The organism is Streptomyces sp. NPDC055749, from assembly GCF_053617235.1.
On record NZ_JBSHFH010000068.1, the window covers coordinates 1 to 18265 of the forward strand.

Genomic DNA, 18265 nt, shown 5'->3' on the forward strand with positions numbered 1-18265 from the left:
CAGGTGCGCCCTCGCTCGGGGACCAGCCGGGCTTCCCCCGCCCTCCCGGGCGGGGGCAAGTGCGTACGACGGGCCGTAGGACCGTCGTACGCGATAGCTTGCTCCGCCAGGAGCCGTCGTGGGGTCACGCTGCTGTCCGGACGTGGCGTTCACCGGGTCGTTGGCGGTCACGGGATCGTCTCCGGATTCTCTTGCCGGATTTCGCGGACGAGTTCCCCGATCCAGTCCATGGCCAGGACCGAGTGGTGCAGGGTCCAGGGGCGACTGTGCCGGGTTCGTCGCACGGTCCAGGTGCTGTCGGGGCCGGATTGGGCGCGGTGGAGGTGGCCGCGCTGGTGCAGGACAGTCAGCCAGGAATCGACCTCGGCAGGTGTGGCCGGGTGGGTGCGCATGAGCTGCTCTCCGCTTCGCTTCGGGAGGGTGCGGGGGTACGTGTCCGGGGGCGGGTGACCGGCCAAGGTGTCTGGCTCGGCCACCCGCTTCGTGCCGTCCGGTCAGTTCCGGGCGGAGGTGACCGGCTGTCCGTGCTGCGCGCGGAGCTGGGACATCAGGGTGGTCAATGTGTCGCTGGAGAGCGGGATCTGCTGACCTCGGATCGCTTGGGCGACCACCTTGCGGGTCAGCTTGTCCTCGGCCCTGACCGCTGACCGGGCGATCTTCAGCAGTTCCTCGGTGTCCGGGTCAGGCCGCCGGTCACCGGTTGGCCGGGTGTCCCGGTCGGTGGCCGGCGGAGGCGTGACCTGCCGGTCGATGACCGGCGCGAGGCTGTCCTGATGGCCGGTGACCGGCTCGGTACCGGCCGGGCGGTCAATGACCGGCGGCGCGATGTCCGACTGTCCGGGCAGGTCAGTGGCCTCGTGCGGCTGACCGCGCTGACCGGTGACCGGGTTGCCGCTGTCCGCCGGGGCGCTGTCCTCGGTCAGTGACCGAGGACTCCGGGTCTGCTTTTCCAGGGACAGTCGCGGCCGGTCGGTCAGGACAGTGACCGACTGCCCGGCGCTGACCTGACCGGCCTGCGACTGCTGCTGACCGACCTGGTCAGTCCGGGTGACCGCGATGCCCTCCGGCCGGTCAGCCTGACCGTCGTAACCGGCCTGACCGAGGTCCTCGCGGTCGCTGCCCTTGACCGGCCCCCGGGCAATGAGGATGTAGAGGTGGACCGCTCCGGCCAGCGCGAGCGGGGCGATGGTGGACAGTACTGCGACCACCGTGTCCCCGAGCCGGAGACCGGTGACCGAGACCGCGCCCTCGTTAAGTCGCACCGCGTGGAGCGCGTTGGCCCAGATGCTGGCGGCGGTGGCCGTGCCGAAGAGGGCCCACACGTAGAGCCGGGCGCGCAGGGGTGCGTCGCGCAGGACCAGGAGGGCCCGTATGCCGTAGGAGATGAATCCGTCGATCACCAGCGGGAAAAGGTACGTCAGGAAACCGCGGATGTGGATAGCGACGGCCATCTGCTGGAGGGCGTCGTACGACAACGCGCATCCCGCGCCGCCCAGAGCGATGACGACCACGCGGTCCCAGCCCGTGATGTGCGCCGACTTCGGCATGCTCGCGGTACTCACGCCGCCGTCCCGAAGTCGTTGCGGCCCAGGCGCTCGCCGTCCGTCTGGGAGTGCGGGGTGGTCCTCGTGGCCGGCTCCAGGTCACGGTGTACGAGTGCCCGGCGGATTTCGCGGTACAGCTTCTGGGCGTGCTCCTCGGTGATCTTCAGGAGCCAGGCCAGGCGCTGCTCGGTCACCCCGTGGCGGTAGGCGGCGTGGACGACCGCGCGGCGCTCGGCCTTGGTGAGGTGGACGTCGCGCCCGGCGATGGTGGCGTTGACGCGGCTGTAGTCGAGGCGGTGGGCAAGCTTCTCGTGCAGCGGCCCGCGCTCCTCCTCGGTCAGTCCGCCCCGGATGCCGTCGGTGTCGCCGCCTTCCAGTGCGGCGTCCAGGCAGGTGCGGCGGACCGGGCACTGGCCGCACAGCGACTTCGCGGCGGAGATCTTGTCGGTCTCGTCGGGCTCCGGGAAGAAGATTTCCGGGTCCACCGGGTTGTACTCGGCGCTCTGGCAGACGGCCTGGTCCTGCCAGGTCTGGTCGCCGAGGAGACGGTGGCGGGCAGGGCTGATCGTCGTGGTGGTCATGCGGGTTGCTCCGATCGCTCTCCGCGCGCAGGGGCGTCGGCGGAGGGGTGCGCTGGGTCGGGAGGTGCATGGGCGGCGCGCTGAGGGCGCGGCCCGGCGTGGCGGCCTGCGGCAGGTCAGGCGGCGGTGCGGTGGCGTCTGCGGTCGACAGGCTCGAACTCGACCCTGGTGGTCATCTGCGCGAGCCTGCTGGTGACGCGGTCGCCGAGGTATGCCTTGAGGTCGCTGATCCGCAGGTTCGTCGTGATCAAGGTCGGGAGCATGTAGTTGTAGCGGCGGTTGATCAGCCGATAGGTCTGCTCTTCGACGAATTCAGATGACTTGGCCGCACCGAGGTCGTCAAGGATCAGCAGCGGCACCCGGCTGTAGGCCGCCAGCACCCGCTCGCTGTCCGTGTCGGAGCTGGGCCGAAGCTCGGCGTACAGGTCAGCGGCGGTCGTCGCGCGCCATCGCACGCCAACCCCGCTCCGCACGAGCCGTCGGACCGCGCCGTACGCCTGGTGCGTCTTGCCCGCGCCGACGACCCCGGCCATCAGCAGGCTGGGTCCGGTGGCGACCTGCCGCCGGGCTCCCAAGCTGGGGGCGACGGCAGCCTCGGCGACGTCGCGGGCCCAGGCCAGGACCTGGGGGTGGTCGGCGACGGCGGCCTGGTAGCGCGGCGGCATTCCAACCGACAGGGCGTCCAGCGGGGAGAAGGGCTCGGGCTCGTCGGCCAGTTCGGCGGCGGCCGGGTCGATGTTGCGAGCGGCCAGAATCCGGGTCATCCGGTCCAGGGTGCCCTCGCTACCGAGGGTCTGCGGTTCGCGGGTACGGGTGCGCATCACAGCTCCTCGGCGTAGGCGACAGCAGCGTTGGCCGGATTGGTCCACGCCTGGTGAGCGGGCACGTTAGGCCGGATTCCCGGCCGCGCCAAGCCGCCGGAGCGTACGTTCATGGCCTCGTTGACCATGCTAGTCAGCACGCTCGGGTGCTTGGGGTTGGCTGCGAAGTTCTGCAGCCCGGCCCGGATGTGCTGTGGGGCGATGCCCTCGCCCAGGAGCTTCTTGGTGATCCGCCCGAGGTGCCCGATCACGTCGCTGGGCGGGCGTTCGTCGCAGGCAGCGATGTACTCGCCGACGAGCTGATTGGCCGAGACGTTGGCTGCGGGCGCTGTGCGCCCCGTAGGTAGAGAAGATCCAGGATCCAAGATCCTAGATCCAGGCGCCGAGCCCTCTCCGAGGCTTCCGGGAAGGTTCGGGGATCCCTCGACGAATGCGTCCTGACCTGCGCTTTTCGTGTCCGCGCGGCTAGGGGTGCCTGCCCTGCCGTCGAAGGCGTCCTGCTGGGCTGCGGCAGCCTGGTCTGCGTGGCTGCGAGGCGTCGCGGCGGGCTGCTCGGGCAGATCGAGGGCTCGGGGAGCGTTCGGCGAAGCATCGTCGAGCCCTTGGAGAGGAGTGGGCGACTCCTCGGTCCGCCTTGTGCAGGTGCCCTTGCAAGGGGCGCACCGGTCGGCACCTTGGTGCTGCGGGCAGGAGGGCAGGCGGGACTGGCTCGGCTTGTCGATCTTCTGATGCTCGGACCACGTCACGATGTGGAGGTAGCGACGTCCGTCGCAGCCGGTGTACCGGCAGATCAAGCCAGCGTTGGCGAGCTGATGAAGGTCATCCTCGACGTGGACCGAGGTGTGCTCGGCGCGCAGGGGCCAGAGGAGCCCGGCGATGATCGCCGCGTTGTCGCGGTGGCGACCATGATCGTCAGCCTGGGTGAGCAGCCCGAAGAAGGTCCGCTCGGCCTCGACGCTCACTTCGGCAAGCGACTCGGAGACGAACGCCTCCGGCTTGATGGTGCGTATCCGTGCCATGTCAGCGGGCCCGGCCGGCGGCCATCAGGTCGCTGCGAGTGAGGGTTGCGCGGGCGAGGTCGAAGGTGTGCGGCCGATTCCAGTCCGCCTCAGGCCAGACCCGCAGGATCCAGCGGGCCGCGATCCTGGCGGCCGCTCGGCCCAGCTCCATCGTCCGCCCGGCCTCATCCTTGACGATGGCGTGCGGGTAGGGCCACGCCTGCTTCGGATCGTTGAGGCTGACCCGGATGGTGGCCGCGCCCGGAATCATGTCGGCGAGCTGGGCGGCAAGGCGGCGCTGACGGTTGGTGTCCGGGCAGGTCAGGGTTCCGCTCGGCATGGCGAGCATGCGATACTCCGTGGTTCGTAGGAGCGCGGTGCGGCGGTTCTCGTGCGAAAAGCCCCGTCGCCCGCGAGATGTGAATAGGCGCCCCTCCGGGGTGCCGGCCCGGCGCTTGGGAGTTGGTAGCTCCCGGGCGCCGGTCTTCGTTGCCTGGTCGCGTCACAGACCGTTCGCGTGTATCGCTCCGTCTCCTCCCTGGTCTGTCTTGACCGACGCTCTCTTCGTAGGCGAATGAGGAGGTGACGCTCCCCCTCTCTCAGACGCGAGCCCTCGGCAGGCGCACAGCCTGACTGTCGAGGGGGGGTGCAAATCCCCTCGTTTTTCGATAGCCTGAAGCTATCGCGGTTCACGCGAAAGGTCAACGATCCGATATTTCTTCGCTTCACGCAAAACTTGAGGTCATATGCCAGCTCGACGCTTCGATAGATCTCGTGTGCGCTCGGTACGTCGAGCCGCTGAGATCTCGCAGTCCGACGTGGCGTCTGCCCTCGGCGCTGCGGACTCGACGGTCGCAGGGTGGGAGCTGGGCTCATCCCTGCCGGATCAGGAGAAGTTGCCCGCCCTCGCCGAGGTGCTCAACCAGCCGTTGGACGTCCTGTTCCCTCGTAACGGCTTGCCCGACCTCACTGACATGCGGTGCGACGCCGGCCTCTATCGGTACGAGATAGCAGCGGTCATCGGTACCAAGAGCGACGGTCCAGTAGCCGGGGCGGAGAACGGCATCCGGCGGCTCAAGGACAGGTACCTCCCTGACCTCGCGACGGCCTATCGCGTGACCGTGGACGAGGTGAAGCGAGCGCAGGAGCGGTCAATGGCGAAGGCTCGCGGCGAAGAGGTGGAGGGCGAGGCTGCCGCAGTCGCGGCGGTCGAGGAGGCACCCAAGACTCTCGCCGAGAAGATCACCCTCCTCCTGGAGCGCTCATATCCGTCGGGAGCAACGCCGGGGGACGAAGAGATCGCGCAGGCCGTGAACACTTACGCGGGGTCGCAGGTCACCACGGCCGAGAAGGTAGAGGCGCTTCGAACGGACACCGCCGAAGCCGAAGCGCCCGCCCCGGTCATCTTGGAAGGCCTCGCTCACTTCTTCGGCGTCACACGCCTGTACTTCGAGCCGGACGACGCTGTCGCGTGGCAGGTCTACGAAGGACTTCGTCTGATGGTGGCCGCCAGAAGCGGGAAGGTGGGCCGAGCCCGGGCCCGTGGCCTTGGCGCGGAGGGACTGTCGGCCGACGTCCTCTCGATCCTGAACGATCTCGCGACCGAGTTCGAGAAGAAGGCCGACCTCGACGCCGACGAATAGTGCCCTGCTCCCAGGACTGAGGTAGTCGCGGGAGCAGGACACTGACCAATTTCTACTCTGCCGCTGTGTTCCGCTCATGGCGCAGGCCGGAGGCGAACACAGCGCGGACGTCCTTCAGCGCGTTGAGATCCGAAAGCGGATCTCCATCGACCAGGAGCAGGTCCGCGCGGTATCCGGGAGCGATCCGCCCGGTTGTGGAGCCCAGCCCCAGCGCCATGGCCGCTTCGGACGTCGCCATGTCGATGATCGAAGCGTTCGCCAGGCCCAGGTGGGAGTAAAACGACAGGGCCGGGACCAAGCCGTCGAAGCCCGCGCGCTGCACTCCCGCGTCCGTTCCTGCCACCAGGCGTACGCCCGCATCCGCCATCCTCCGCACCAGATCGAACATCGCGGCGGCGCGCTCCTCACCGAAGATGCGCGGGAGCATCTGCCAGTGAGGGCTGACCGCCGGGCAGACGGTAATCCCCCGGTCGATGATCTGCTTCACTACGTCCGGCCGGAAGTCGAGGCCGCCACTCGTCATCCATGTGCAGTGCTCGATCGTGTCCACACCGGCCTCGACGGCCGCGGTGATGCCGTCAGCACCGTGCGCGTGGGCTGCGACGGGAACACCTGCCTTATGGGCTTCGTCCACCAGGGCGGTCAGTTCCTCTGCCGTGAACTGGGACTGATGGCTCTTGGGGCCGTCCTTCGTCAAGCCGCCGCCGGTGACCATGGCCTTGATGACCCCGGCCCCCGCTGCGAGGTTGCGACGGACGAGGTCGCGGACCTCGGCTTCACCGGAGACCTCTCCGCCAAGGAAGTGGCAATGCCCGCCCACGGTGGTCGCGGGCGTGCCCGCGGACACAATCCTCGGCCCCGGCGTACGACGGTCGTCGATCTCCGCAGCCAGACGAAGCGCCAGACCACCTCGGTCGCCGAGGTCACGGGCCGTGGTGACGCCACTGAGCAGGAGCTGTTCCGCACGACGGCGCATGTCCTCGAACAGGACCTCATCCGTCGAGCCCTGGAGCGTGGAAACCGGATCGGGGCCGCCGTCGAAGGCGAGGTGAACGTGCGCGTCGATCAGCCCAGGCAGCACGGTTCCGTCGAATGCGAAGTGGGGAACCTCCGAGCCGGCCCGCTCCACCATCTGTTCGCGCGGCCCGACAGCAGCGATCGAGTCGCCCTCGATGAGAACTGCGCCGTCCTCCAGGTAGGTCCCCGAGTCGACGAGCACTCGTCCACCGGTGATCAGCATCTCGTCTCCTTGATCATTACGGGTCATGCTGCACCACGCAGCGCGTCGGACACCGCAATCAGTTGTTTCACATCCGACTGCCGGTCGCTTCCCAGAGACATAGCGAGGGGAACCGCTCGACGAGGTGCAGGGACGCCCTCCCCGATCCGGGCCGAGGCTCGGCGGAGCCGGGCGGCCAGCTCCGCCGAGTCGATGCTGAGGACGGCGCTGTCGTCCGCATCGAGCAGGTAGGGACTGATGTCCACCAAACCATCGCGGCACTCAACGATGCGGCGGTGATAGCGCCGGTGCACGCCGCGGGCCCGCCGGCGATCCAGCGCAGCCGGGGACGCCGGCCGCAACACGTTCTTGGGATACGCCTCCGCCAGCAGCTCCCACAGCGGGGCAAGCCGACGATGATCACGCCGATGCCGGAGCCAGAGCCGCAGGGAGGAGATCCGGGCTCGCGCACCGGAGTACGTGATACCCGCCGCGAACAGCATGATGGACGCCACCAGCAGGAAGGCAACGGCCGCCATAAGAGGCTTGGGCACGTCCACATCGGCCCAGCGAACGGCGACGATGACGGCGCGGATCGCACAGGCCACGGCCATCACCCCCAGACCGACGGCCGCCATCCAGAGCCCGGTGGAGTGCGGGCGCCGGGACATGCGCGCGTAGCGGCGGGTCCAGCGGCACGCCATGCCGAGGGCATACATGAGGTAGAGACCGGCCCCGCCGTAAAAGAAGGCGATCTGCGGAATCGTCATGTCGGCCGTACTGAAACTGCCGGCGAATACCTCGTGCGGCACGGACACCGCAGCCACAGTGATCGCGACTGCCACGACCCCGACGACGACGGCTTCCCTGCGGGCCCGTCGGCGCCCCGCTTTTTCGTCAGCGGAGGAGTAGAGGTAGAAGCACATGAGGAAGTAGACCGTCAGAAGCAACAGCACGTTCTGGATCAGCTTCGCCGTCCCGTGGCCGGCGACCGTGTCGACGCCGGACGCACCGCCGGGCATAGCTACGGGGTACGACAGTGCAGCGCAGAACAAGCAGAGGGTGACCGACCGCAGAGGCGCGTCATGAGGGGATCGCTTCAGCTGGTAGAGCTTCCAGACGAGAGCCGCAACGAGGCCCAGGAGTAGCAGTTCCACGGGTTAGAGCCATCCTCGCCGGTCACCGAGAGCCGCCTCCACCCGCCGCAGCGACGGGTCGTCCGACAGCGGAGTAGAGCCGTCCAGCAGGGACGACCACTCCAGGATGATGGTGGCGACCAGTTCGACGGAGCACTCCTCACCATCGTCGTACGAGCAGCGGCGGGCGACGCGCTTGATCGTCTCGGGTGCGAAGACCGGCAGCATGGTGGCCCAGCCCTCAACGAAGATGGCCGTCTCCTCCCCGGAGTCGATCGTGGAAGCTTCTTCCTTCGACTCGACTTCGATCTTCTCTGCGGCCTGTTCGTTCTCCGCGACGAGGATGTGACCTACCTCGTGGAGAATGATGTGATCTTGATGCAGGCGTGTTGTCTCCTGCTGGTACAGGATCACGTCGAAGTCCTCGTACTCGACCCACACTCCCGAGGGTCCGGGCTTCGGCAGCGAAGCCTCCCGCAGGTACAGGGGGCGACCACGCCGTCGGCTGAGCGCCTGGCAGAGTTCTTCGACATCAAGCGGGGGAGTAATTCCGAGGCCCTGCAGCTCACGCCGGATCAGACGGTGCAGATCTCTCTCCACCGTCCGGTTCGCGCCTGTACGCCAGCGCCCGAGGCGCCCACGACTGGCTCGGCCCTGTGTAGGAACCGCCGGCTCAGCCGCGGCTCGACCACTCTTCTCTGACCACACTGAGTAATCCCTCCAACCGACGGTGATGGCTCCCCCAAGCCGGGGCAACACCGCGCCCGTATCGATGACATCCGATTCCCGGCGCCAGGAACGACCGCAGTCAGACATACCTGCGTGCTCCACCAAGCCCCTCAAGGGGGCCGGATGCCTGGCCTCCAGATCGACTGACCCATCACGGATGTTACATACGCGAACACGCAATGAGACGTCCGGTGAACTGCCCCAATGGAGCCTCCGAGAACCTCTTTGGACAGTACGCGACGGTCCAGACAAGACATGGCCTGAAATACGCGATCAATTCGTGTAGCCCACAAGTAGCCCCGTCCGCCAAAATAATCTAAATCGGTCATCGACGCCTTAGGTCACGCCCATGAGCTGGCCTTTTAACGCCCTGGCGTGGACGCTTCAAAATCCCGACTTCGATGTCGAGTCCGTTGTGAATCCGAGATATTTAAGGTTGAACGACGTGCGTCATACAGTGCCAAATCAGGCTAATCACTGGTTCGGACTGGGTGTGGCCGCAGTCACTTCAGGACAGTTCGGGCAACTGGCACCGTTACGCTTTCGGTCATGCCGAACGCGATATCGAGCCAAGCCGATGACTACCAGGAGTTCTGGAACGAGTACCACTTGTGCACGTTGACGACGCTGCGGCCTGACGGCCGCCCGCACGTTGTGCCAGTCGGCGTGACCGTCGATGCCGCAGCCGGAGTGGCCCGCGTTATCACTCGCAAATCCAGTCGGAAAGTCGCCAACATCCTTGCGGGCGGTAGTGCGGCCCGAGTCGCGGTGTGCCAGGTCGACGGGGGCCGGTGGGCCACACTCGAAGGCGTGGCGGAGGTATGCGCCGACGTGGCAGTGGTCGACGACGCGGTTGCCCGGTACGGGCAGCGGTACGGGCGTACGCCGGCCTCGGACCCTGAGCGCGTCGTTCTTCTGATCTCAATTGAACGGGCATTGGGTCAGACGCCCTCCAAGGCAGCCACAAACGGCTAATGCCGCTGTGTGGCGCGAAGTCCGTGCCCAAGGGGCCCTTATAGAGCGGAAGCCGGGCCCCAACGCTCGACCAGCGCCAAGAATATCCTTCAGGCGCCCGCCGCCGGGGCGGCCTGAAAACCGACCGCTCGGCACTGGATCAGTGACCCTTGATGCCATCTCCATGTAGATGCCGGCGCAACACCGGGATCAGCAGCGAGCGCAGCAGCACGATCAGGATCACCAGAGTGATCGCCAGCACCACCGGAGGATGCAAAGAAGGACAGCCGTACCCGAGGCCGGAGGCCCCCGGCTCAGACGTTCATGCGGCGGTGGGCGCGGCGGAGACATCCGGTTGCGGCGCCGTGGGGTCAGCAACGACGAGGGGGATGCCGATGCTCGCACACATCCTCCGGGCTCGGGCGAGTGCGCTAAGCGAGGCGGACGACGGGCCGGGCCCTCCCAGCTTGACCTTCACGATCCGGGGGCGGTGGGTGTAGATGAGCGCTTCGGTCTCGAGCGCGGCTGCGGCCCGGTTGGTGACGTTGAGGTCGGACGGGAGCGTCACGTGCAGTACCCCGTCTTCGAGGGTGTGACTGATGGACATGACGGTCTCCTTCTGCCGGGAGCCCCTACCGGGCGGTAAGCGCGCCGCCCTTAGAGGCGGCCCGGCAGGGGGGACACTGGCCATTATGCGGACAGAACCGACCTTCCGCACGCCCCTGAGCTGGCATTTTACCGAACGAACGCGACGAGGGAGGGGCAGCTCGTCGAAACCGCGTACAGTCCGCACCCCGCGAGTTGCCCTCCGACCGCAGGCACATGTGGGCTCACGTACGCCGGCGTGGTGCGGTCGAGACCTCAAACACCGCGCGCTCAGCCCACCCGGATCGGGGCGCACGCGTCGTCCTCGCGTCTGTGATCTCGGGGCCAGCGCACAGCGCGTCGATCCCCTGCTGCGGTTCCACGGGGCGCAGTCACGACAGCGTAGGCCAGCCGCGCAACTTCCTCCGGTAAGCCCGGACGGACCGAATCCCGGTGGCAGTTGCCGCCATGTGCAGCCCGTCGTGGCCACGAACCGCCTTGGGGTCTAGCAGGCGGGACGACCCGCTGGAGCAACTCCCACAGCCCTCCGGTACCAGATGCTCCACCATCGCCATCACGGCCGCCAGCCTAGTGATCAAGCCAGTTGAGACGACCTCTCATGCGGGTCCCGCCGCACCTGACCGGGCGTGCCCACTGGATGAGGATGTAGTCACCGGGCCCCAGTTGAGCGTGCGCGAGTTCAACACGCGCAGGATGGCGCCAATGCGCCTTACAGGGGAGTCACCGGAGCGTCGTGCACGCAGCCACACCGGTGCGGGGCAGGGTGAACAGCCGGGGCAGCAGCGGCGAACGAGGAGAGCGAGCATGATGAACGAAGAGATCTGGGACTACAGCACCAACTCCGGCTACGAGACAGGAAGCGACCTGATCGGATTCAAGGTCGAGGCAGCCGACGGAAACATCGGAAAGGTCGACGAGCATACGGACGAGGCCGGGGCCAGCTACATCGTCGTCGACACAGGCGTATGGATCTTCGGCAAGCACGTACTGCTCCCCGCCAGCATCATCCGGCGTGTCGACCGTGACACCGAAGCGGTTTACGTCGACCGCACCAAGGACCAGATCAAGGATGCGCCCGAGTTCGAGCGCACCAAGGAGCCCCGCGACCGTAGCTATCTTGAGCAGTTCGCCAAGTACTACGGGATGCCGCACCTGTAGGCGGCCGCCAGACTCGCGCGTGACGTCCGCACGGCCAACGTCAATTGGTCCTTCCCCAACCCGCGTGAACCGGCGCCGACCAGACTCGCCCGCCGGGGCGCGCAGCCGCCCGTCTCCCCCGTCGCCGCGATCGACGACCCGGCGCTGTTGGAGGTCCTGGCCGAGCTGGCGGCGGCGCGGGCGGACGCGATGGACGCCCACACCGTCAACCCGGAGCTGTTCATCGCACGCGAGGCGATCGGCTGGTAACAGCGCCAGGGCTGGATCGAACGCGATCCGACGATCCGCATCGAACGGCGGCCGACTCCGCCGGACCGCACCAAGGATCTGGCGGGAAATCAGATCGCCGCGCTGTGGCGCGTGGACATCGCCCTGCGGGAGAAGACGCAGTGGAAGATGCTCTACAAGTCCGTCGCACGGGCCGCTGGGGTTGTCCTCTAACCTCCGTCGGTAACTGCTTCGACTAGCTTTCGAGGGGCGCCTGGATCCGTCCGCGGATCGGGCGGCCGTGGTGCCTGCCGTTGGCGGAGCGGGTGCTGCTGGTGGCTGTGTATTACCGGACGAACCTCACGATGCGGCAGCTCGCGCCGCTGTTCGGGGTCTCGCCGGCCACGGTGTGCCGGGTCATCCAGCGGATGGGACCGCAGCTCGCTCTGGAACCGGTGGCCCGTGGGGACGAAGTGGTCGACCGGCTGTGGATCGTGGACGGGACGTTGATCCCGGTGCGGGACCGGAAGGTCGCCGCCTCCTCGCGTAACTACCGGTTCTCGGCGAACGTGCAGGTCATCATCGATGCGGACACTCGTCTTGTCATCGCCACGGCCCATCCGGTGCCGGGGAACCGGGCCGATGCGCGGGTCTGGCGGGAGTCCGGGCTGGCCGAGCACTGTCATGGTGTGACGGTTCTCGGCGACGGCGCCTACATCAACACCGGTCTCGTCGTCCCGCACCGAAAACGCCCCGGCCGGCCCTTGTTGCCCGGTGAGGAGGAGGACAACGCCGCCCATCGCAAGGTCCGTGCCCGCGTCGAGCACGCCTTCGCCCGCGTGAAGAACTACAAGATCCTCCGCGACTGCCGACAGCACGGCGACGGCCTCCACCACGCGGTCCAGGCTGTTGCCCACATGCACAACCACGCCCTCGCCTCGTGATCAGACAGGACCGTAGCCCGGCGTCAGCACGCCACCACACAGCCTTCTGCAACACGCTTAGGTCGTGTATCGAAAATGGATCCGGGACGCTACGGACGCTCGTGCGAGCGAGGCCCAGTGACGGCGTCTGCCGCGCGGTTCCCGGCGCGATCAGGTAATCAGGAACGGTGAACAAGGACGCGACCGATCCCTTTGTGCATGTCCGGGGCGCCAGTGAGAACAACCTGCGGAACATCGATGTCGACGTTCCGCGGGACGCGATGGTCGCCTTCACCGGCGTCTCCGGTTCGGGTAAGTCCTCGCTCGCGTTCGGCACGCTCTACGCGGAGGCCCAGCGGCGCTACTTCGAGTCCGTAGCACCGTACGCCCGAAGGCTGTTGCAACAGGTCGGCGCACCGCACGTGCAGGAAATCACCGGACTGCCACCGGCCGTTGCCCTGCAGCAGCGACGCGGGTCGCCCAGCTCGCGCTCGACGGTCGGCACCATCACCACTCTGTCCAATCTGCTGCGCATGCTGTACTCCCGCGCTGGCACCTATCCGCCCCGGGCCGCACGGCTGGAAGCCGAGTCGTTCTCACCCAACACCGCGGCCGGCGCCTGCCCGGAGTGCCACGGACTGGGCGTCGTGCACGACGTCGCCGAGGACCTGCTCGTCCCGGAGCCCTCGCTGAGCATCCGCGAGGGGGCGATCGCCGCCTGGCCGGGCGCCTGGCAGGGCGCCAATCTGCGCAGTGTCGTGAGTGGCCTGGGGATCGACATCGACCGACCCTGGCGCAGGCTCAGGAAGAAGGACCGGGACTGGCTGCTGTACACGGACGAGCAGCCCTCCGTGTACATCGAGCCGGAGGAGGACCGCGTCGACTACGGCTACCAGGGCAAGTTCTGGAGCGCCCGCAAGCACGTCATGCACGTTCTCGCCGACTCCAAGAGCGAGAAGATGCGCGAACGGGCGCTCCGGTTCGTCAGGAGTGTGCCCTGCCCGGAGTGTCACGGCAGCGGACTGCGGCCCGAGGCGCTCGCCGTGACCTTCGCCGGACGTTCCATCGCCGAGATCAACGCGATGCCGCTCACCGAGGTCGCGGCGCTGCTGCGGCCCGTCGCGGGGCGGTCCGAGGCCGACGCCACCACGGCGACCGCCCGATCCGGGGAGACGACCGAGGTCGCGGTCCGGATCTGCGGCGATCTGGTCGCGCGGGTCGACGTACTGCTCGACCTGGGCCTGGGATACCTCAGCCTCGGGCGCCGCTCGACGACCCTGTCGCCCGGCGAGGCGCAGCGCATGCGGATCGCCACCCAGCTGCGCTCGGGGCTGTTCGGCGTCGTCTACGTCCTCGACGAACCCTCTGCGGGCCTGCACCCGGCTGACGCGGAACCGCTTCTGGACGTGCTCAACCGCCTCAAGGCGGCGGGCAACTCGCTGTTCGTCGTGGAGCACGACATGGACGTCGTACGGCGGGCGGACTGGGTGGTCGACATCGGCCTCGGCGCGGGCGAGGGCGGCGGGCGCGTGCTGTACAGCGGCCCGGTCGCCGGTCTTGAGCGGGTGAGGGATTCGGCCACGAGCCAGTACCTGTTTGGGCGCGCCAAGCCGCTCGATCACCGCCGGCGCGCACCGCACGGCTGGCTGCACCTGAGCGGCGTCTCCCGCCACAATCTGCACGACGTGTCCGTCGACGTACCGCTCTGCGTACTGACGGCGGTGACGGGCGTGTCCGGTTCCGGAAAGTCGACACTGGTGACGCAGGTGCTCGCCGAGGTCGTCCGCGGCCACCTCGGACTCGTACCCGAGGAGCCCGACGAGGCGCAGCTGGAGGTCGACGTCCAGGACGCGTCGGGGGTCGAGTCGTTCGACCGGCTGGTCCGGGTCGACCAACGGCCCATCGGCCGAACTCCCCGGTCCAACCTGGCCACGTACACGGGGATGTTCGACGCGGTGCGCAAGCTGTACGCGGCGACGGACGAGGCCAGGGCGCGCGGCTACTCGGCCGGGCGGTTCTCCTTCAACGTGCCCGAAGGACGGTGCGAGACCTGCCAGGGCGAAGGTTTCGTCGCGGTGGAACTGCTGTTCCTGCCTGGCACCTACGCGCCGTGCCCGACCTGCCAGGGCGCCCGGTACAACGCCGAAACGCTGGAAGTCACCTACCGCGGCAAGAACATCGCGGAAGTGCTGGGGCTGTCCGTCGACGCCGCCGCCAAGTTCCTGTCCGCCGTCCCGGCCGCCTCCCGCAGTCTGGAGACGTTGCGCGAGGTGGGACTGGGGTACCTGCGGCTGGGGCAGCCCGCGACGGAACTCAGCGGTGGTGAGGCGCAACGCATCAAACTGGCCACCGAACTGCAGCGAGCCCGCCGCGGCCACGCGCTCTACCTGCTCGACGAACCGACGGCGGGGCTGCACCCCTCGGACGTCGCGCTGCTGCTGCGACAGTTGCACCGGCTCGTCGACGCCGGCAACACCGTCGTCCTCGTAGAGCACGACCTGGACACGATCGCCACCGCCGACTGGGTCATCGACCTCGGGCCGGGCGGCGGCGACGCGGGCGGGCGGGTGGTCGCGGCGGGCCCGCCGGCCAAGGTGGCGAGGGCCCGCCGCAGTGCCACCGCGCCCTATCTCGCGGCCCGGCTCGCGCGCTCCTGACGACGGCGCGAGGGGCTGAGCGCCGGTCAGCCGGGTTCGGGGCGCAGGGTCGCGCGCGTCGCCATGCTGCGTTCCAGCTTGTGGCGGATATCGCTCGCGAGGTGTCCCGTCTGGGCCCATTCCACGATGAGTTCGGCGGCGTGGCGCTTCTTGATGTCGGTGTGCTGGGAGATCTCCCATAGGACGTCCCGGGCGTCCCCGGCGCGCAGGCCGGCCAGTGTGACGACGATGCCGGTCGCCCTGCAGATCGCCCTGATTGCGGGCCGTGGCCGCATGCCGGTGGGCGCGGCAGACCGTGGAGTCGACGCTCAGGTCCCAGGGGATCGCACCTTTCGCGTCGGCCAGAGGCTGGAGCCGCGTGAGGATCCGGTGCCAGGTGCCGTTCCGCTGCCATCGGCGGAACAGGTCGTAGACCCGGCCCCACGGCTCGTACTCGAATAGCATGCCCCGTCACGGAACACCGGTACGGACCCGGAACCGTATGCGGCGACCGACGACGAGCGTCCAGCGGGTACGGGCGGCGCGGCAGAGTCCGGGTCACAGCTACCGGGCCGCGCGGCGACAGGGACGGGCGGCCCGGGGCCCACTCCGGCTCCGGAAGGTGCCGGGGCACGCGGCCCCCGTGGCTCGTCGAGCGTTCGCCACGCCGTCCGGCCGGTGCCACAGTGGATGGATGAGCCCGGCGCGGACCGGCGCCGACGAGCGGCCGCGACCGGTGCCCTGGAGAAGTGAGCGGATCACCCGCGCCCTGCCGTCGGGGACGGTGACTCGGGGCCGTGGCCGAGTGGTCGGGAAGCGTGGCTCGACATGAAGGCAGTGGTGTACAACGGCCCGCACGACGTCAGCGTCAGCGAGGTCCCCGATGCCAGGATCGAACATCCCAATGACATCGTCGTCCGGATCACCGCCACGAACATCTGCGGCTCGGACCTGCACATGTACGAGGGGCGTACGTCCTTCGAGCAGGGGCGCAGCCTCGGACACGAGAACATGGGCGAGGTGGTGGAGGTCGGCTCCGGAGTCAGCAAGGTGAAGGTGGGAGAGTATGTCGTCCTGCCCTTCAACATCGCGTGCGGCTTCTGCAAACAGTGTGAGCAGGGGCTGACGAACTACTGCCTCACCATGCAGCCCGAACCTGCCATGGCGGGAGCGGCGTACGGGTTCGCCGAGATGGGACCGTACGCCGGCGGACAGGCGGAGTACCTGCGCGTACCGTTCGGCGACTTCAACGCTCTCCGGCTCGGCGAGGACGCCGCCGAGCGGCAAAACGACTACGTGATGCTTGCGGACATCTTCCCGACCGGCTACCACGCCACCGAGATGGCCGGTGTGAAGCCGGGCGACCAGACCGTGGTCTTCGGGGCCGGACCGGTCGGCCTGATGGCCGCGTACTCCGCCATGCTCAAGGGCGCGGGGCGGGTGTGGGTCGCCGACCACAAACCGGACCGGTTGGCGCTCGCCGAGCACGTGGGCGCGATCGCGATCGACACGAGCAAGGAGGACCCCGCCGAGGTTATCAAGGAGGCCACCCTCGGGCTCGGTGCGGACAACGGCTGCGAGTGCGTGGGCTACCAGGCCCACGATCCGCAGGGCCAGGAGGACGCGTCCCTCACGCTCAACCAGCTCATCGGCTCGGTGCGCTTCACCGGCCGGCTCGGCGTCGTCGGCGTGTTCCTGCCTGAAGACCCCGGCGGGAAGGAAGCGCAGAACGAACTGGAGGCCGAGGGAAAGGTCCCTCTGGACTTCGGCCTCATGTGGTTCAAGGGCCAGACCATGGGCACCGGGCAGGCCCCGGTCAAGCGGTACAACCGCGCGCTGCGCGACCTGATCGCCGGCGGCGAGGCCGAACCGTCCTTCCTGGTTTCGCACGAACTCCCGCTCCACGAAGCGCCCAGCGCGTACGAGAACTTCGACAAGCGCAGCCCGGGGTGGACGAAGGTGGTCCTGCACCCGGAGTCTGTGCCCGCGTAGACCGGGACCCCGCTCCCCACGGCGGCGGCAGCTCCGGTCGAGGACAGCCCGCTGCCGGACTGCGCTCCGGCCATCGTCGTCGGTATCGGCTTCGGCGTGCTGACCTTCTTCGCCGAGAAGTCCTACCCCAAGGCAGTCCTCGCCGGTGTCCTCGCTGCCGGGGGCTGCACGGTAGGAGGTCGGTACAGCCTGATCAACTAACCGGCGGGGTCGGGCGGGAGCTTCCTGTCCGACCCCCGTGGCTCTGTGGCGTCAGGCGGCGCTGAACTCGTGCGCGTGGCCGCCGCGCCACTCCACCCAATGAGGGTCGTCCAGGGCGGCCTCCGGGTCAGCGATGCCGGCACCTGCAAGGAATACGACCAGGTCGTGGTCGCTGTGGGCGGTGCCGAGGATCTCGTCCCGCCCGCTGCTGTGCACGGTGACTCTCCGGCCGCCCGTACGGGAGGGTCGGTGCACGACGATCGGCGCGCTGGCCACGCCACCCAGCGTGCCGCAGACCAGTTCGGTGGGCGAGTCGGCGCGGGGACGTGAGGGAGTGCCGCCGCATTGGGGTCAGGGGTTCTTGGCCGGCGGCTGCTGGGGGACGTGACGAGTGAGATCGCGATCAGGAGCGAGGGGGCAGCTGGCCGGTGCTGGGCTCGCGGCTCACCGACTCGGTTGCCAGAGCCCGCGATCGTCCACAGCGTGTTCTCTCAGCTCTGCTGGCATGACGGGCAGGCTGCCACAGCACAGGGTCACAGGCCCGGGGATATCGGTTGGGACCCAGTCGCTGGGAAGAAGGCCCGACTTGCGGGACACGTCTCAGGTCCTGCTGGACCACCGGGACGCCAGGACCGGGCGCGCCATCTTCCTCAACCTCAATGCACTGCGCCGGGGCGACAAGGTCAACGTGGTGCGCGCGGACCGCAAAACCGCGGTGTTCACGGTGGATGCGGTGAAGACGTACACGAACGACAAGTTCCCCGACGACAAGGTGTACGGGGAGACCGGCCGGCCCGAACTCCGGCTGCTGACCTGCGGCGGGCGTTTCGACGAGAAGGCGGGCTACTCGGCGAATGTGGTGGTCTTCGCCCACCTCACGTCACTGAAGAAGGCGGCCTGAACGCCATGCTCAGGTG

The 18265-nt window shown here is 68.3% G+C and carries 17 protein-coding genes and 3 pseudogenes; 7 read left to right on the forward strand and 13 right to left on the reverse strand.

Annotated elements, in window-relative coordinates; translation table 11 throughout:
• Positions 1-167 precede the first annotated feature (167 nt).
• The 6 genes from ACWGO0_RS33225 to ACWGO0_RS33250 all read right to left on the reverse strand — a co-directional run bounded on the left by ACWGO0_RS33225 (position 168) and on the right by ACWGO0_RS33250 (position 4293).
• A complete protein-coding gene (locus tag ACWGO0_RS33225; RefSeq protein ID WP_453543570.1) occupies positions 168-392 on the reverse strand; it encodes a hypothetical protein in 225 nt (74 codons plus the stop codon).
• A 102-nt stretch (positions 393-494) separates the two neighbouring features.
• A complete protein-coding gene (locus tag ACWGO0_RS33230) occupies positions 495-1562 on the reverse strand; it encodes a DUF2637 domain-containing protein (RefSeq protein ID WP_453543572.1) in 1068 nt (355 codons plus the stop codon).
• The gene (locus ACWGO0_RS33235) at positions 1559-2125 is read right to left on the reverse strand and encodes a WhiB family transcriptional regulator (protein ID WP_453543574.1); all 567 of its coding nucleotides are present in this window, start codon (positions 2123-2125) and stop codon (positions 1559-1561) included. The genes ACWGO0_RS33230 and ACWGO0_RS33235 overlap by 4 nt, the downstream gene beginning before the upstream one ends.
• Positions 2126-2241: 116 nt before the next feature.
• On the reverse strand, positions 2242-2946 hold the full coding sequence (locus tag ACWGO0_RS33240; protein ID WP_453543576.1) for an ATP-binding protein: 705 nt from the start codon (positions 2944-2946) through the stop codon (positions 2242-2244).
• Positions 2946-3965 (reverse strand): hypothetical protein, encoded by a 1020-nt coding sequence (locus ACWGO0_RS33245; RefSeq protein ID WP_453543578.1) that lies wholly within the window; start codon positions 3963-3965, stop codon positions 2946-2948. The genes ACWGO0_RS33240 and ACWGO0_RS33245 overlap by 1 nt, the downstream gene beginning before the upstream one ends.
• A 1-nt stretch (position 3966) precedes the next feature.
• Positions 3967-4293, reverse strand: coding sequence for a transcriptional regulator (locus tag ACWGO0_RS33250; RefSeq protein ID WP_453543580.1), 327 nt, complete (start codon positions 4291-4293; stop codon positions 3967-3969).
• A gap of 427 nt (positions 4294-4720) precedes the next feature.
• Here ACWGO0_RS33250 and ACWGO0_RS33255 point away from each other — a divergent pair, with 427 nt between their 5' ends.
• The gene (locus tag ACWGO0_RS33255) at positions 4721-5587 is read left to right on the forward strand and encodes a helix-turn-helix transcriptional regulator (protein ID WP_453543582.1); all 867 of its coding nucleotides are present in this window, start codon (positions 4721-4723) and stop codon (positions 5585-5587) included.
• 52 nt (positions 5588-5639) lie between these two features.
• Here ACWGO0_RS33255 and ACWGO0_RS33260 read toward each other — a convergent pair whose 3' ends face one another.
• From ACWGO0_RS33260 to ACWGO0_RS33270, 3 genes are read right to left on the reverse strand one after another with little or no spacing between them, the layout of a single operon-like run.
• A complete protein-coding gene (locus ACWGO0_RS33260) occupies positions 5640-6827 on the reverse strand; it encodes an amidohydrolase family protein (protein WP_453543584.1) in 1188 nt (395 codons plus the stop codon).
• A 23-nt stretch (positions 6828-6850) separates the two neighbouring features.
• Positions 6851-7963, reverse strand: coding sequence for an MAB_1171c family putative transporter (locus ACWGO0_RS33265; RefSeq protein ID WP_453543586.1), 1113 nt, complete (start codon positions 7961-7963; stop codon positions 6851-6853).
• Positions 7964-7966: 3 nt separating this feature from the next.
• Positions 7967-8542: a hypothetical protein gene (locus ACWGO0_RS33270; RefSeq protein WP_453543588.1), complete on the reverse strand. Its 576-nt coding sequence runs from the start codon at positions 8540-8542 to the stop codon at positions 7967-7969.
• Positions 8543-9220: 678 nt separating this feature from the next.
• Here ACWGO0_RS33270 and ACWGO0_RS33275 point away from each other — a divergent pair.
• Positions 9221-9646, forward strand: a complete 426-nt coding sequence (locus tag ACWGO0_RS33275) for a pyridoxamine 5'-phosphate oxidase family protein (RefSeq protein ID WP_453543590.1) — start codon at positions 9221-9223, stop codon at positions 9644-9646.
• Positions 9647-9947: 301 nt separating this feature from the next.
• Here ACWGO0_RS33275 and ACWGO0_RS33280 read toward each other — a convergent pair whose 3' ends face one another.
• Complete coding sequence (locus ACWGO0_RS33280) at positions 9948-10232, reverse strand: hypothetical protein (RefSeq protein ID WP_453543634.1); 285 nt, start codon at positions 10230-10232, stop codon at positions 9948-9950.
• Positions 10233-10637: 405 nt separating this feature from the next.
• A pseudogene (locus tag ACWGO0_RS33285) lies at positions 10638-10785 on the reverse strand (IS5/IS1182 family transposase); the annotation flags it as partial.
• Between the two features lie 253 nt (positions 10786-11038).
• Here ACWGO0_RS33285 and ACWGO0_RS33290 point away from each other — a divergent pair.
• From ACWGO0_RS33290 to uvrA, 3 genes and pseudogenes are all read left to right on the forward strand, one after another.
• Complete coding sequence (locus tag ACWGO0_RS33290) at positions 11039-11389, forward strand: PRC-barrel domain-containing protein (RefSeq protein ID WP_453543636.1); 351 nt, start codon at positions 11039-11041, stop codon at positions 11387-11389.
• Between the two features lie 491 nt (positions 11390-11880).
• Positions 11881-12540, forward strand: a pseudogene (locus ACWGO0_RS33295) (transposase family protein); the annotation flags it as partial.
• Positions 12541-12707: 167 nt separating this feature from the next.
• The gene (gene uvrA, locus ACWGO0_RS33300) at positions 12708-15176 is read left to right on the forward strand and encodes an excinuclease ABC subunit UvrA (RefSeq protein WP_453543592.1); all 2469 of its coding nucleotides are present in this window, start codon (positions 12708-12710) and stop codon (positions 15174-15176) included.
• Positions 15177-15202: 26 nt separating this feature from the next.
• Here the strand turns inward: uvrA and ACWGO0_RS33305 are convergent, their stop codons facing one another.
• A complete protein-coding gene (locus tag ACWGO0_RS33305; protein ID WP_453543594.1) occupies positions 15203-15451 on the reverse strand; it encodes a hypothetical protein in 249 nt (82 codons plus the stop codon).
• Positions 15452-15983: 532 nt separating this feature from the next.
• Between ACWGO0_RS33305 and ACWGO0_RS33310 the strand changes: the two genes are divergently transcribed.
• Entirely contained in the window at positions 15984-17147 is a 1164-nt protein-coding gene (locus tag ACWGO0_RS33310) for a glutathione-independent formaldehyde dehydrogenase (RefSeq protein ID WP_453543596.1), read from the forward strand.
• Positions 17148-17399: 252 nt separating this feature from the next.
• On the opposite strand, the gene ACWGO0_RS33315 is transcribed toward ACWGO0_RS33310, so the two are convergent.
• Positions 17400-17624, reverse strand: coding sequence for a hypothetical protein (locus ACWGO0_RS33315; RefSeq protein ID WP_453543598.1), 225 nt, complete (start codon positions 17622-17624; stop codon positions 17400-17402).
• A 331-nt stretch (positions 17625-17955) separates the two neighbouring features.
• Between ACWGO0_RS33315 and ACWGO0_RS33320 the strand changes: the two are divergent.
• Positions 17956-18249, forward strand: a pseudogene (locus ACWGO0_RS33320) (sortase domain-containing protein); the annotation flags it as partial.
• Positions 18250-18265 lie beyond the last annotated feature (16 nt).